This window comes from Bacillus sp. NEAU-242-2 (assembly GCF_027853835.1).
In the GTDB taxonomy this organism is placed as follows: Bacteria; Bacillota; Bacilli; order Bacillales; family Bacillaceae; genus Bacillus; species Bacillus velezensis.
Window position 1 is genome coordinate 146,261 of record NZ_JAPNNY010000005.1, and the last position, 13,604, is coordinate 159,864.

Annotated in this window: 13 protein-coding genes; 3 read left to right on the top strand and 10 right to left on the bottom strand. The window is 48.4% G+C overall.

Annotation, left to right across the window (positions count from 1 at the left end):
* Positions 1–430 precede the first annotated feature (430 nt).
* Positions 431–3,613 (bottom strand): bifunctional cytochrome P450/NADPH--P450 reductase, encoded by a 3,183-nt coding sequence (locus OWN49_RS15680; protein WP_176283183.1) that lies wholly within the window; start codon positions 3,611–3,613, stop codon positions 431–433.
* Between the two features lie 164 nt (positions 3,614–3,777).
* Here OWN49_RS15680 and OWN49_RS15685 point away from each other — a divergent pair, with 164 nt between their 5' ends.
* A complete protein-coding gene (locus OWN49_RS15685; protein ID WP_077721923.1) occupies positions 3,778–4,848 on the top strand; it encodes a DUF3900 domain-containing protein in 1,071 nt (356 codons plus the stop codon).
* Positions 4,849–4,884: 36 nt separating this feature from the next.
* Here OWN49_RS15685 and OWN49_RS15690 read toward each other — a convergent pair whose 3' ends face one another.
* Positions 4,885–6,006, bottom strand: coding sequence for an FAD-dependent oxidoreductase (locus tag OWN49_RS15690; RefSeq protein WP_176283188.1), 1,122 nt, complete (start codon positions 6,004–6,006; stop codon positions 4,885–4,887).
* Positions 6,007–6,156: 150 nt separating this feature from the next.
* Between OWN49_RS15690 and OWN49_RS15695 the strand changes: the two genes are divergently transcribed.
* Positions 6,157–6,669: a MarR family winged helix-turn-helix transcriptional regulator gene (locus OWN49_RS15695; RefSeq protein WP_060674495.1), complete on the top strand. Its 513-nt coding sequence runs from the start codon at positions 6,157–6,159 to the stop codon at positions 6,667–6,669.
* A gap of 38 nt (positions 6,670–6,707) precedes the next feature.
* On the opposite strand, the gene OWN49_RS15700 is transcribed toward OWN49_RS15695, so the two are convergent.
* From OWN49_RS15700 to OWN49_RS15735, 8 genes are all read right to left on the bottom strand, one after another.
* A complete protein-coding gene (locus OWN49_RS15700) occupies positions 6,708–7,352 on the bottom strand; it encodes a Bax inhibitor-1/YccA family protein (RefSeq protein ID WP_172614520.1) in 645 nt (214 codons plus the stop codon).
* A gap of 90 nt (positions 7,353–7,442) precedes the next feature.
* A complete protein-coding gene (locus OWN49_RS15705; protein WP_003155691.1) occupies positions 7,443–7,745 on the bottom strand; it encodes a hypothetical protein in 303 nt (100 codons plus the stop codon).
* Between the two features lie 29 nt (positions 7,746–7,774).
* Positions 7,775–7,948, bottom strand: a complete 174-nt coding sequence (locus tag OWN49_RS15710) for a YezD family protein (protein WP_003155693.1) — start codon at positions 7,946–7,948, stop codon at positions 7,775–7,777.
* 118 nt (positions 7,949–8,066) lie between these two features.
* A complete protein-coding gene (locus OWN49_RS15715; protein ID WP_176283182.1) occupies positions 8,067–9,137 on the bottom strand; it encodes a sulfate/molybdate ABC transporter ATP-binding protein in 1,071 nt (356 codons plus the stop codon).
* A gap of 13 nt (positions 9,138–9,150) precedes the next feature.
* Positions 9,151–10,014: a sulfate ABC transporter permease subunit CysW gene (gene cysW / locus OWN49_RS15720; RefSeq protein ID WP_060674489.1), complete on the bottom strand. Its 864-nt coding sequence runs from the start codon at positions 10,012–10,014 to the stop codon at positions 9,151–9,153.
* Positions 10,015–10,024: 10 nt separating this feature from the next.
* The gene (gene cysT / locus OWN49_RS15725; protein WP_060674487.1) at positions 10,025–10,861 is read right to left on the bottom strand and encodes a sulfate ABC transporter permease subunit CysT; all 837 of its coding nucleotides are present in this window, start codon (positions 10,859–10,861) and stop codon (positions 10,025–10,027) included.
* Positions 10,862–10,876: 15 nt separating this feature from the next.
* The gene (locus OWN49_RS15730; protein ID WP_063174337.1) at positions 10,877–11,905 is read right to left on the bottom strand and encodes a sulfate ABC transporter substrate-binding protein; all 1,029 of its coding nucleotides are present in this window, start codon (positions 11,903–11,905) and stop codon (positions 10,877–10,879) included.
* A gap of 281 nt (positions 11,906–12,186) precedes the next feature.
* Entirely contained in the window at positions 12,187–13,053 is an 867-nt protein-coding gene (locus tag OWN49_RS15735) for an STAS domain-containing protein (protein ID WP_063174331.1), read from the bottom strand.
* Positions 13,054–13,214: 161 nt separating this feature from the next.
* Between OWN49_RS15735 and OWN49_RS15740 the strand changes: the two genes are divergently transcribed.
* The gene (locus OWN49_RS15740; RefSeq protein ID WP_007408938.1) at positions 13,215–13,577 is read left to right on the top strand and encodes a VOC family protein; all 363 of its coding nucleotides are present in this window, start codon (positions 13,215–13,217) and stop codon (positions 13,575–13,577) included.
* Positions 13,578–13,604 lie beyond the last annotated feature (27 nt).

The following is a 13,604-nucleotide window of genomic DNA, read 5'->3' on the forward strand; positions in this document are numbered from 1 at the left end:
AAACAGAGTATATTCTAATTCCATATATTTGTAAAGAGGTTTTATCCAAAATAGGCGCAACTATTTAGTCTTGGGAACAGCAGATGGGACTCTTTGCGCCGGTATGCTTCCATTACAGCATGAGACGTCCTTTATATAAGCATCCTAATAAAAAAGAGAAGCCTGCTGATCTTCAACTCAATAGATAGCATGCAATGGCTGTCTGAATTTCTGGCTAACGGAGGAACATACGGTAAAACTTTTAAGCCACACTTCTGATGACAATTTTTGCAGGTTTTAGAAATGACCAAAATAGAAGGTCCGGGAGTCAAGCAGGGAAGATATCTTGACCAGGTGTGGTTGGACAAGCCGAATGTATATCGATTGGAAAGCAATTCATTTTATTAAAGGAAAAAGGACCGGAGTCATCCAGTCCTTTTCATCACATCGGTCAAATCCCCGCCCAAACATCTTTTGCGTAAATGCCTTTTGTCTGGAGGTCCAAAAGCCATTCTTGCGCTTGCCGTTCGTCTGTTTCGTGGACCGACTGATACGCTTTTTGCAGCGTTGCCTCTACATCGGGCGCCATTTTGCTGCCGTCGCCGCATACGTAGAGGTGCCCTCCCCGGCCGAGGATGGAAATTAAAGCGCCGGCGTCTTTCGCCATTAAGTGCTGCACATACGTTTTCGGTACGCCTTCTTTGCGGGAGAAAGCCGTATGAAGCGTCACGATTCCGTCTTTTTCATAAGCTTCAAGCTCATCACGGTAAATAAAATCATGATCGTTTCTGCATCCGAAATACAGATGAGCCTCCCCCAGCTCTTTCCCTTCTTTTTTTAACGCCGCGCGGGCCTGCAGAAATCCGCGGAACGGGGCGACTCCTGTGCCGGGACCGACCATAATAATCGGTTTTTCCGGATCTTCCGGCAGCCGGAATCGTGTTTCCGGAGTGCGGACAAACATTACGATACCATCCTCAGGGCCGCGGTCCGCTAAATAATTCGAAGCGACTCCGCGATACTCACCCAAACCGCTCCGGGCGGGGCCGCGAACGACACCGACGGTAATTGAGGCCTGCCCGGGATGTTTCCGCGGCGAACTTGAAATCGAATAATACCGCGGCTTCAGCGGGCGCAAAAGCTCCAGAAATCGCTCAAACGGCAGTTCACACGCTTCATATTTTTCAAGGAGATCGAGCATCGAGACGCGCGATGTTAAGATTTGCTCCTGATAGACGCCCTCCTCAAGAAAATCTTCCAATTCCCGTTTGTGCGGCGGACAGACCGTATAAGCGGCCATTTCCCGGATTTGGGCCCTTGATGCCGCTTCCTGCAATTCGACACAGCTGCTCAGAAGATCATGCAGCCTGACCGGCCGATCGAGCGGGAGATGAGCCGCGCTCTGTCCGCTGGCCGTGAGCAGCACTTGATCGTTCCCGTTCAGATGGAACCGGCGGAGAACACGGCTGACCTGCTCTTTGCTGTTTACCGGCAGCACGCCGAGATGATCCCCTTCATGATAGGCAGCCTCTTTCGGCAGAGTGATTTCGATATGCCTTGTGCTCCGGCCGCTTTCCGGCGCCTGAAGTTCCCTGTTTTCCGCAACGGATGCGTAAACCGCTTCATACGTCTTTGCCAAAGGAGACCCGCCAAGCCCGCTGACAAATTGAAGACCCAGCGCACTTCGCTCTTTTTCGGCATTTTCATTCAGCTTGAGACCGAATGCCTTCATGGCGTCCGTCCACATGCTTTTTTTCCATTCATCAAGCTTTCCTTCAAAATCGCCGCTGACGTCCCCTTCGCCTCGGGCAGAAAAGCGTTCCGCCCCTTTTTCGGCAAGCTTCTCATCAATCAGTCTCGGCACAGCCTGATATGTCGCCGCCCAGTTATGATCACCGCAGCCGAAGACGGCATATCGGACGCCTTCCAGTTCCCCGCGTTTGACTTCTTCAAGCCATTGAACGAATTGTCCCGCGTTGCTCGGAGGCTTTCCGTTATAAGAGGACGTAATGATCAAGAGCGCTCCTTCTTTCGGCAGTTTTCCGATCCGGTCATTTAAAGGCGCCGTTTCAGTCCGGACGCCGTGCATCCCGGCAGTATCGGCAAGTTCCCGCGCCACGCCTTCTGCGGTTCCCGTATCTGAGCCGTACAAAATCAGAAGCGGTCGGTTATCAAGCCCGATAATGGATGCGCCTTTTGTTTCCCGTTTTTCTTTTTCGACGTCTTCCGCCGCTTTTTCAGCCGCCGGGAGAGCTGCCGCAACGGCTCCTTTGTTTCTCGGCCGCACCCGGATATGAAAGTCGCCGGGCTTGATCGTCAGTGTCTGTTTAATATCGAGCTCATAATCGGTGTGATCGATAAAGGTAAAATGCTGCAGAATCATCCCCAGAACAAGAGTTGCTTCATGCAGGGCGAACTGCATACCGATACACGCCCTCTGACCGTTTCCGAACGGCTTGTACGCATGGTGAGGCACTTGATCAGGATGTTCAAACCGCTCCGGATAAAATTCCTCCGCATTGTCTCCCCACGCGTCTTTATCACGGTGAAGCTGGGGAATTAAGACGGAAATTCTGTCTTTCGGCGTGATCGGATATTTCCCGCCGATCACCGTATCCTCTTTCGCATAAAGGCTGAACGCAGGCGCGGTCGGCCATAAGCGCAATGACTCCTGCAAAATCATTCGGATATAACTAAGCTCCAGTACTTGTTTATAAGAAGGAACGGGATCGGTCAAAACCCGATCGGCTTCTTCATAGGCTTTTTCCAAAACACGGGGATGTTTCAGCAGAAAGTAGATGGCAAAGGAAAGCAGGCCGCTGGTCGTTTCATGGCCGGCAATTAAAAACGTGATGATTTGAAACCGGATATTTTCATCATCAAGTTTTTCGCCCGTTTCCGGGTCTTCCACATTCAGCATTCTGGCCAGCAGATCCTTTTCATCCCGTCCGCCTGACCGGCGCTCTGCGATAATACTGTCTACTAACGAAAACATCGCCTGAATGTCATGATGAAATTGGCGCTTCGTCCTGATCATGAGTTTATCCTGAACATCAAGGCGCTGCATTTGGTGCATCGCTTCATCAAGGGCGCGCACCATGCTGTTGATAAACGGATGAGGCGTTTCCCTGTAATAGCTGTTAAACCGATAGTTAAAGCCGCAAAGCCCGATCGTATCAAGCGTCAGGCGGGTCATATCAGCAGGCACATCAACGGCCTCATCCGGATTCAGCCTAGCCCATTTTTGAATCAGCTGCACCGCGATATCAGTCATCATCGAATGATAATCTTTCATCGCGCGCTGGCTGAAGGTCGGCATCAGAATATTATGCGCCTTTCGCCAGTTAGGCTCATGCGTCCAGCTTGTAAACAGCCCGTCACCGGAAAACGCCCGGACTTTCTCCAAAGCCCCTTCAATGCTTTTATCGAACCGCTCTTCATCACAAACCTCTTTCACCAGTTCATGTCCGGACACGACGATAATGGCGCCCGCCGGGGTATGCAGCTGAAAAATAGGCCCTTGCTCGTTTGCCAGTTTGATCAGCGACATTGTAGGCTTGTCTTTATCAAGCAAAGGAAGATTGCCGAGCGGACCGAATGTCTTCGGCTGCGGAATCGGACCTGTTTCCTTCATGAATAACACCCTTTCTTACACATTGATGCGTTCCTTCCAACTACAGTGCCCTTTTCACCGGCCGATTATCCGCCGTTACGGATCAATCCCCGGATTGACGATCAATAACGGTTTTTTCTATACTGGAGAGGCTTGTCAAATACAGAAATAAGGTGAGTTCACATATGGATTTTGAAATCAAGTTTTTATCGTTTTATGTCATTCAAGTGGAAGGAAAAGACGAACAGGCAAATAAACAGTTCAAACATTTCCAGACCCTTGACACGGAAGAATTTGAAGAAAGCGAGCTGAAGGATTTTCTTGACGGGGAATTGAAGAAAATCGTCAAACGGAAAGCCGAACGGCATCCGCAATCCGAGCAGGTCCCCACAAAAATCGGCCATTTTATCACGGAGCCGGGCCATGAGCTTGATTCAAATCCGAATTACAACCTTTTCAACCGCGCCAGACTTGCGGATACGAAGGAAGCATTTATCGAGGCAAGCGAGCAGTTCGTCCGTACTTATCTTGACACGAGCGCCGTGCGCGGCGGTGTTTTTATCGTGGCATCGGCCGTTCCGCGCAAATATTTTGAGGACAAATTCGTCTTTATGATGAAATGCGATTTCGAGCCGAAGGTCGCCCGCATCTCAGACGCCTCGTCTCTCATTAAAAAGGTCGAAATGGCCATCACGACAAAAAACATGAAAAGCATTCAATATCCGTATGTGCCGGAAGAAGGCATGACGGAAGAGCATGAGCTGAAAATCCACCAGGCCTCGCACGCCCGTTATTTCGAAGATTTTCTCAAATTTGTCGAATATGGCGAATCGATGCCGGAAATCATGAAAAACCAAGTCATGAACATGGTGCAGGAGCACGTGTATGAAACTTTTGAAGAAAACAGCGAAGAGCTTCAGCAGTTTGAGCACGACATTGAAATTTGGGAAGCGAGTGAAAAGCGGGAAATTCAGGAGCGCCTCGACACCCATCAAGTCATCGAGGCATCCGCGCAGATCATTGAACACACGCCGGAAGCCGAGCTGAAAATGAAAGTCGGAGAAACAGAGATTAAAGGATTACTGGCTGATTTCGGCGAATCCATCCATCTCGCAAAAGTGAACGGGCGCTATGTCGCGCTCATTGAGGCGGAGACGATCTCGTTTGAAAAAGGCAGTTCGCCGGTGGAGTTTCACAAGCCTGAGGGGCTGCATGAGGTGATTGAGCGGATACGGAATAAATCTGAACAAGACTGACAAAAGTCCAGACGCCATGTTCTGGACTTTCTTTATTTAATAAGGCTCTTTGAGCAATCGATAGCATTCACCGATGATGTCTTGGACGCCGGGCGTTCCCTTTATCTCGCGGCGGACGATTTCAGATGAGAGATTCTGCACCTGTAATGCCCGCTCCGCCCGTCTTTCAAAGTATGATTGACATGCAGTTTCATAGTTTTCGTGCTTTTGCAGTTCTTCACTAAGCACAATCGCGTCTTCAATCGCCATCGCCGCTCCCTGCGCCAATGTCGGCGCTCCTGCATGGACGGCATCCCCGCCCAGAACGACGCGGCCTCTGTGCCACGGTTCTTTGACCGCCATCTGCTCAATCTTATGAAACAAAACGGGATATTCCCTTGACATATTCTCTGTCACAAACTTTACTCCCGGAATTCCGCGCAGCAAGTCTCTCACCCGTTCAAAACGTGTGTCCTCGTCATCCCTGAAGTCAGCGTCATACGGCCGGATGATAAATACGTATCCTGTTTTTTCAGAGAGCGGCACGACCCCGACCTGCGTCTGCCCTTTTTTATACATCAGTGTTGAATCATGAAAAACCGGCTCGGGAAAAGAAATGTAAAATCTGTGCGCTCCCATGCCGAGATACTCTGTTTTCACTTCCCTTTGCAGCATTTGATCGCGGACAGCGGAGCGGATGCCGTCAAAGCCGGCGAGAATGTCAGCCGTCATCGCGGTTCCGTCTCCACAATGCACCGTTATTTCATCTGCCGTTTCTTCGTAAGACACGACTTTTTTACCGGGCAGAATCGTGACTCCCGCCGCTTCAGCATGCTTCCTGAGGATATCGTTTAATGTTTGCCGCAATATATTATTCCGCCCCGGCAATGTATCATCTAAAAACGCCTCACTCACTTTAAACTGCAGCGTTCCGTTTTCATCATGCTGCTTCAGCCAATCCGTTTGAAAGCCGTGTTGACAGCATTCATCATACACACCGATTTCCCGAAGCACCCGAAGCGCATTTTGAGGCTGAAGAATGCCCGCTCCGCTTTTTCGCATGTCGGACGCCGCCTCGCAAAGGGTTACTTCAAAACCTGCTCTGCCGAGAGAAATCGCTGCGGACAGGCCGCCGATCCCTCCGCCCGCTATGATGATCTTTTTCACTTCATGGTTCATCACGATACCGCCTTCTCTATTTATTTATCATTCATTAACTATTAGTCACCTTACTATATAGGCTGAAAAACTGTCAATCTTTATAGGTTGCCTTTTGAATCCGGCAAGCTTATACTTTGAATCACTAAAATGGTACGGAGGCTTACAAAAATGGAGTTGAGACATTTGCCGGATTACTCGCAGATTGCCGGACGCGCTGAGATTTACGCCGATATGGATGCTGAATCATTGAAAACATTTTTGACGTTATTTGATATGTCTAAAAAAATGAATCAGGTCATGGAGCATTATTTCTCAAGTCACGGATTGTCCGAAGGGAAATTCAAAATTTTAATGTTTCTGTTTGACGAACCCGGCCACAGCCTGAGTCCGACGGAGCTGGCGAAAAAATCCAATGTCACCAAAGCGACCATCACCGGATTGATCGACGGACTCGCACGGGACGGCTTTGTAAACCGCAGCCGGCATACCGGTGACAGACGAAAAATCAGCATCGAACTTACAAGGGAAGGAAAAGAAAAGCTGATGCTGTTTCTTCCCGGCCACTTCTCCAACATTTCAGCAGTCATGGAAAGCTTCACTGCTGGAGAAAAAGCGGAATTGACAAAAATGCTTGAAGTTTTATTTGATAAGCTTCTGCTGTTTTCCGGAGACAGAACATAAAAAGGCGCCCCTCTCAGCAGGGCGCCTTTTTCGCGCGGTTAATCATCACTGTTTAAAATCCCGAAAAACCGAAGCAGGTTGATAAACAAGTTGATAAAGTCGATATAAAGCGTCAATGCCATCAAAGGAATCAGGTCAGCCGTGATGTCCCGGTGCTTGATCTGGTTCAGATCGTATAAGATGTACATTGAAAACACAATCGTTCCGATGACGGAATACGCCATCATGGCGGCGGAATTCAGCGGGCTGAAAATATTAAAGATCCCCACTGCGAGAAGCGAGATAAGAGCGACAAGCAAGAAGGACCATAAAAACGACAAGTCCTTTTTCGTCTTAGCGCCGATCGTGCCGAGCACCGCAAAAATCACAAACGAAGAACCGAATGCCTCCAATACGACATAGGCTCCGGCTGCGGACGCATAATGGCTGATGATCGGAAACAGCGTCATTCCGGAAATAAAAGCGAATGAAAAGACAAACACATATCCGACGGCTTTTTTTCGGCGCAGCCAAAATGCGGCGATGATCATGACGACCTCTAAGACCGACAGCGGCAGCATCAATGCCGGCGGAATGAACCGGCCCGTATACAGGCCGATTGTCGCAACTAACAGTGTAAACACAAATACCGTTATAATGCGCTGCATAATAGATTGTTTGCTCTCATAAGCAGCAGTTTGCATGTCAAAAGTCCTCCCAAAAAATGATCGTGATAGGTCTATTATAAATAAAATGGGAGAAATTTGCATGATCTTAAGAAGATTTTAAGGATGTCAGGCCTGACGTTTTGCTGCGCACTCCTGCATATCCATGAAATCATGCAGTTTTTTCGTCAATCCGCCGTGCCCGAATCGGATATTCCCCTTCTGCCCCGGCGTTTTCACGAAATCAAGGAATGCCAGCACATAAAGACGCCTGACGGGAATCGGAATGACGCCCGCATCATAAAACCAGCCGTCAATTGTATTGAGCACGCCTTTATTTATGCCGTATTGCTTCGTGCACCAATGCAGAAAGCGCACTTCGGGCAGGTGCAGATACCGGCTCTCCCGGAAAGGAACAGTTGAATGCTTCATATGTACCGCCTCCTGTCATTGGCTGTTTTTTAAGATTGTTTTACTTCTTTGCTCTTCAGGGAAAATCGATATTTCTCCACCTTATCAATTTGTGTCACTTGGGAATTATGAACCGTAATCTGAACAGTCCCGAAATCGAGCGTTTCCAGCGCACTGATAATCTTTTCGATCACATGCGGATCTACGTTTCCTTTGGACGTCATCATGCTCCCCCTTTATGTCTGGCCGTTCGTCTTTTGACAATGAGTGTTTTAATTCATACTATTCTGATAAGAAATATATAATTATACTATTATGTTTTCATTCAGAAATCAACAGCATTTACACAATTTTCGGATATGTTTTCTTTGCGAAAACTTTCACTTCCTTCGCTTTGACATAAACCGTGTCGCCGACGCCCGCCCCCAAGGCGTCATATTGCTCTTTTGAGAGCTCAATCTCCAAGTGCTGGCCTGTGTCGGTACGGACGGCTTCCAATCTGACGGACGGTCCGATGGCACGGATATGAGCCGCCTTTGCTTCAAATGAATGCAGACCGGACGGTTTTTTTTCTACGGTAAAATGGTGCGGCCTCACATAAGCGATCCCCTTGTCCTGATCAGCATGCCCGACAGGTATTGCTGCGTTTCCGGTGATCAGCTTTCCTTCCTCCACTCTTCCTTCAAATACGTTGACACTGCCGAGAAAGTCGTACACAAACGGATTTGCGGGGTGATCATACACCTCCTGCGGCGTTCCGATCTGTTCAATTGCACCTTCATTCATAATGACGATGCGGTCGGCCACATCAAGCGCTTCTTCCTGGTCGTGAGTGACGAAAATACTTGTCATGCCGAATTCATCATGAAGCCGTCTGAGCCATTGCCTTAACTCTTTTCTTACTTTGGCGTCAAGCGCGCCGAACGGTTCATCCAACAGCAGAATGTTCGGTTCTACGGCCAAGGCGCGTGCGAGGGCGGCTCTTTGTCTTTGTCCGCCTGACAGCTGCGGGGGATAGCGCTTTTCATAAGGTTCCAGTTTCACAAGCGCCAGAAGCTCTCTCACCTTTTCGGCAATTTCCTTTTTGGCGGGACGCTGCTTTCGCGGACGGACTTTTAATCCGTAGGCGACATTTTCAAAAATCGTCATCTTGCTGAATAACGCATAGTGCTGAAACACAAAACCGACATGTCTGCTTTTCACATGCGTATCCGTCACATCTTGTTTTCCGAACAGGACACGTCCCCCATCTGCCTGCTCGAGGCCGGCAATGACTCTCAATAATGACGTTTTGCCTGAGCCTGACGGGCCGAGAAGCGCAACCAGCTCGCCATTATTGACGTGAAGATTGATATCCCGCAATGCCTGATAGTTTCCGTAATGCTTAGAAATAGTGTCGATCGTAATCTCCATAATGACTCCTTCCTCATCCGGCTTTGACAGAACGATAACCGGCTTTCCATTCAATGATGTTTTTCAAAAACAGTGTCATAATCGCAAAAACCGACATGACGGAGGCCGCCGCAAAAGCGGCCGTAAACTGATATTCGTTGTACAAAATTTCGATATGAAGCGGGAGCGTGTTGGTAACACCCCTGATATGACCGGAAACGACTGATACGGCGCCGAATTCGCCGATTGTTCGGGCCGCGCTCAAAATCACCCCGTAGATCAGCCCCCATTTGATATTAGGAAGCGTCACATGCCAGAACGTTCTCCAGCCACCAGCACCAAGGGTGACGGACGCTTCTTCTTCAGCATTTCCCAAGCTTTGCATAAGCGGTATTAATTCCCGGGCAATGAAAGGGAGCGTCACAAACAAGGATGCAAGCACGATTCCCGGGACTGCGAAGACGATTTTTATCTGGTGATCAAGTAAAAATGGACCAAGCCAGCCGTGAAGCCCGAACAAAAGGACAAAGATTAAGCCCGCGATTACCGGAGACACGGCAAACGGCAGATCAATCAGTGTCAAAAACAGACTTTTCCCCCTGAATTCATATTTGGTCACAGCCCACGCCGCGGCGACGCCGAACAGCGTATTCAGCGGAACCGTGATGAAAACGACGAGGAGCGTCAATTTCATCGCGGCAAGGGAATCCGGATGCGTGACAAAGAGGATATATGCTTCCGCTCCCTTTTTAAAAGCTTCAATAAATATAAATGCAAGCGGCATGATTAAAAATATGGACAAAAAGAGCAGAACTGCTGAGATCAGCACCCATTTCACAACGGGTGATTCCCGTATCTCCCGCTTAGGCACGGCTGTTTTCGCTGTTTCCAGCTGCATGGCATATCCCCTACCTTCCTGCGTATTTTCTCGCGGTGAGCCATTGCAATCCATTGATGATGAATAAAATGAAAAATGTGATGACAAGCATGACTGCCGCAACAGCTGTTGCCCCGGCATAATCGTATTGCTCTAATTTCGTCATAATGATCAGCGGGGAAATCTCGGTTTTAAACGGCATATTGCCCGCGATAAATACAACAGAACCATACTCCCCGAGGGCGCGGGCAAAAGATAATGCGAAACCCGATATAATAGAAGGAAAAAGCTCCGGCAGAATGACCTTTTGGAAGGTTTTCCATTTCGAAGCTCCAAGTGACGCAGATGCTTCTTCCGTTTCCTTTTGGAGATTTTCTAAGACGGGCTGAACCATCCTGACGACAAAAGGCAGCCCGATAAACGTCAATGCGATGACAATGCCGATCGGTGTAAAGGAAATACGGAAAGGAAACAACTGTCCGATCCAGCCGTCCGGTGAATACATTGCCGTTAATGTAATGCCTGCGACGGCGGTCGGCAGCGCAAACGGCAGATCAACCAGGCCGTCAGCCAGCCTTTTCCCCGGAAAGTCATATCTCGTCAGCACCCAGGCGATGACAACGCCGAAAACCGCATTGATCAAAGCGGCGCAGCCCGCCGTCAAGAAGCTCAGCCGATAGGAAGCCGCGGCCCTCGGCTCAGAAATGATATGCCAGACGTCCCCGGGCCCCATTGACATCGTATGAAAAAACACCATGGACAGCGGCACGATAACCAAAACGGCCATATATAAAAATGTAAATCCCATCGTTAATCCGAACCCCGGAATCACGGACGGTTTTGTTTTTTTGAAAAGTAACGTTCTCATACTCGTTTCCTCTTTCTATTTCTCATAGATGCTGTCAAAGGTTCCGCCGTCATTGAAATGGGTTTCCTGCGCTTTTTTCCAGCCGCCGAATTCCTTTTCGACCGTCACCGTTTTAATCTGCGGGAATTGTTTTTCATACTTTTTCAGAACCTCTTTATCGCGGGGCCGGTAAAAATTCTTCGCGGCGATCTCCTGCCCTTTTTTGCTGTAGAGGTAGGACAAATATGCTTCAGCCGCTTTTTTTGTTCCTTTTTTATCGGCGGTTTTGTCGACAACAGAGACAGGAGGCTCAGCCAGAATGCTGATTGAAGGATTGACAATCTCATATTTCTCCTTGCCGAATTCCTTCAGTGTGAGATAGGCCTCATTTTCCCAGGCGATCAGCACATCCCCCATCCCTCTTTCTGTAAAACTGGTCGTGGCTCCGCGCGCCCCTGAATCAAGCACTTCCACATTGCCGTAGAGGTCTTTCATAAACTGTTTGATTTTCGTGTCGTCATGATGATACGTTTCATCGGCATATGCCCATGCCGCTAAATAGTTCCATCTGGCTCCGCCCGATGTTTTCGGATTGGGCGTAATGACCGAAACGTCCTTTTTCACCAAGTCAGCCCAATCAGTGATGTGTTTCGGATTCCCTTTTCTGACTAAGAATACGATGGTTGACGTGTAAGGAGTTGATTGATCCGGCAGACGTGACTGCCAGTTTTGATCAATGAGCCGGGCTTTTTCTGCTATCGAATCAATGTCATAACCTAAAGCAAGCGTTACGACATCAGCGTCGAGTCCGTCTATTACGGATCTGGCCTGCTTCCCCGAACCTCCGTGCGACTGCTGAACGGTTACATCTTGACCCGTTTTCTTTTTCCAATAGGAAGAAAAGGCCTGATTATACTCTTTATACAGCTCCCGTGTCGGATCATACGATACATTCAGCAGCTGAACGGTCTTTCCGTCTGATGACGCGCTGCCGGACTCAGATTGACAGGCTGACAGCGCCCCTGCCAATAAGATCAATACTAAAAATGCCGCTGTTTTTTTCATGTGCCTGATTTCTCCTCTCTTTTTCCGCATAAAAAAAGGCATATTATCCCCTTTCAAAAAAGGGAAATAATATGCCTTCAGTTGACTGATGGGCAATTATACCGGTATCAGATTTGGACAGAACGGCCAGCTTTCGTTTGTGTACGATCAGCTATTTGTGCCGGTTCGATGTGTATAAGAATAATTCAAACTATCCCTAGCTGTCAACTAAGTTTTAGAATATTTAAATTGTTTTCCGCTGACAAAAAAAGCGCCCCGCCTCTGGCCGGAGCACCTTTTTTCTATGCTTTTGCTTCCTCGATCACACATGTGACACCCATGCTGGCGAGCGCCTGCTCCAGGGAGCCGTAAGTTTGATACTCTGAAAAATCAAGTCCCAATTGGATAGAAGTCTGTGCCACATCAGGCCGAATGCCGGAAAACACGGTTCTGATGCCGAGGAGAAATAACGTTTTCGACAGCATATACAATTGCTGCGCCACCATCGTATCGACAATGGGCACACCGGACAGATCAATCACAAGGTTTGTGATCCGTTTGGCGACACAGTTTTCCGGCACCGACTCCAAAATCACACGCGCCCGTCTTGTATCAATCGCGCCGATAAGCGGCAGAGTGCCGATCGTATCCGCGATCAAAATAACCGGACAGCTCAATTCGGAAATAAGCTCCTGCTGAGATGACAGCCTCGCGATCATTAATTTCTGAAACTGTTCAGTAAAATCCGTCATCAGCTGATCAAACGAGCCGTTGACAATGTAATTCCAGCGGCGGGCATCCTCATTTGTTACAATGTCCTGATGCTCATCCATAAAACGGGTGACCGCCTCCCAAAAGACGGTTCTTGAATTGCCGATCGCCTCAACGACCTCATGAACCTCCGCGTCTTGCTCCACTCTGCTTTTCGCTACCTGTGCGGCCCATTTTTCTTTGTTATGCTGAAAAACGGCCGGATCTTCCAAAAAAGCGCTTGCGATGACCGTGTTTGTAAAGGTATGCTGCTCGATCAGCAGCCGTTTCATTTCCTCACTTAATTGATCCGCAGAATAAAAACGCCCTCTCAGCTTCCGTCTCAGCTTAAGCCATTTTTCCGTCAGCTCTGCCGAATGTGTAATAATATAATCATGAAGTAATTGGTCTTTGTTCACTGCCGTCTCCTCTTTCAAGAATATGTACTTTTGTCTAAATTATAAATCGGAATCGCCAATCGCACTAGAGAAATTAAAAAAAGCCGGCACATTAAAGCTTTTGATTGCTTTTTTCGGCAGGAGGACACACTATAAAAGAAATGAAACAGGAGGTCAGTATGATGATCAAAAAAATCGCGACAGTTGCCGTATACACTGATGATCAGCAAAAAGCGAAAACATTCTGGACGGAAAAAGCGGGGTTTGAAACCGTCGCCGAGCATCCGATGGGACCGGGCGCCTTCTGGCTTGAGGTAGCGCCCAAAGGGGCCGCCACTCATTTGGTTATTTATCCGAAATCGATGATGAAAGGCGCCGAGCATATGAAGGCTTCTATCGTATTTGAGTGTGAAGATGTCTTTGCCGCATACGAACAGATGAAAAAGAACGGCATCACCTTTTTAGATGAACCGAAACAAATGGAATGGGGCAGCTTCGTGCAATTTAAAGATGAGGATGGTCATGTCTTTCTCCTGAAATCGTAATCCGTCAGGCATCTCAATTGACTTTGA

Coding starts and splice junctions, on each gene's coding strand:
- OWN49_RS15680 (WP_176283183.1), bottom strand. CDS start 3,613: ATGAAGGAAACAGGTCCGATTCCGCAGCCGAAGACATTCGGTCCGCTC.
- OWN49_RS15730 (WP_063174337.1), bottom strand. CDS start 11,905: ATGAAAAAAACAGCGGCATTTTTAGTATTGATCTTATTGGCAGGGGCG.
- cysT (WP_060674487.1), bottom strand. CDS start 10,861: ATGAGAACGTTACTTTTCAAAAAAACAAAACCGTCCGTGATTCCGGGG.
- cysW (WP_060674489.1), bottom strand. CDS start 10,014: ATGCAGCTGGAAACAGCGAAAACAGCCGTGCCTAAGCGGGAGATACGG.
- OWN49_RS15690 (WP_176283188.1), bottom strand. CDS start 6,006: ATGAACCATGAAGTGAAAAAGATCATCATAGCGGGCGGAGGGATCGGC.
- OWN49_RS15700 (WP_172614520.1), bottom strand. CDS start 7,352: ATGCAAACTGCTGCTTATGAGAGCAAACAATCTATTATGCAGCGCATT.
- OWN49_RS15705 (WP_003155691.1), bottom strand. CDS start 7,745: ATGAAGCATTCAACTGTTCCTTTCCGGGAGAGCCGGTATCTGCACCTG.
- OWN49_RS15710 (WP_003155693.1), bottom strand. CDS start 7,948: ATGACGTCCAAAGGAAACGTAGATCCGCATGTGATCGAAAAGATTATC.
- OWN49_RS15695 (WP_060674495.1), top strand. CDS start 6,157: ATGGAGTTGAGACATTTGCCGGATTACTCGCAGATTGCCGGACGCGCT.
- OWN49_RS15685 (WP_077721923.1), top strand. CDS start 3,778: ATGGATTTTGAAATCAAGTTTTTATCGTTTTATGTCATTCAAGTGGAA.
- OWN49_RS15740 (WP_007408938.1), top strand. CDS start 13,215: ATGATCAAAAAAATCGCGACAGTTGCCGTATACACTGATGATCAGCAA.
- OWN49_RS15715 (WP_176283182.1), bottom strand. CDS start 9,137: ATGGAGATTACGATCGACACTATTTCTAAGCATTACGGAAACTATCAG.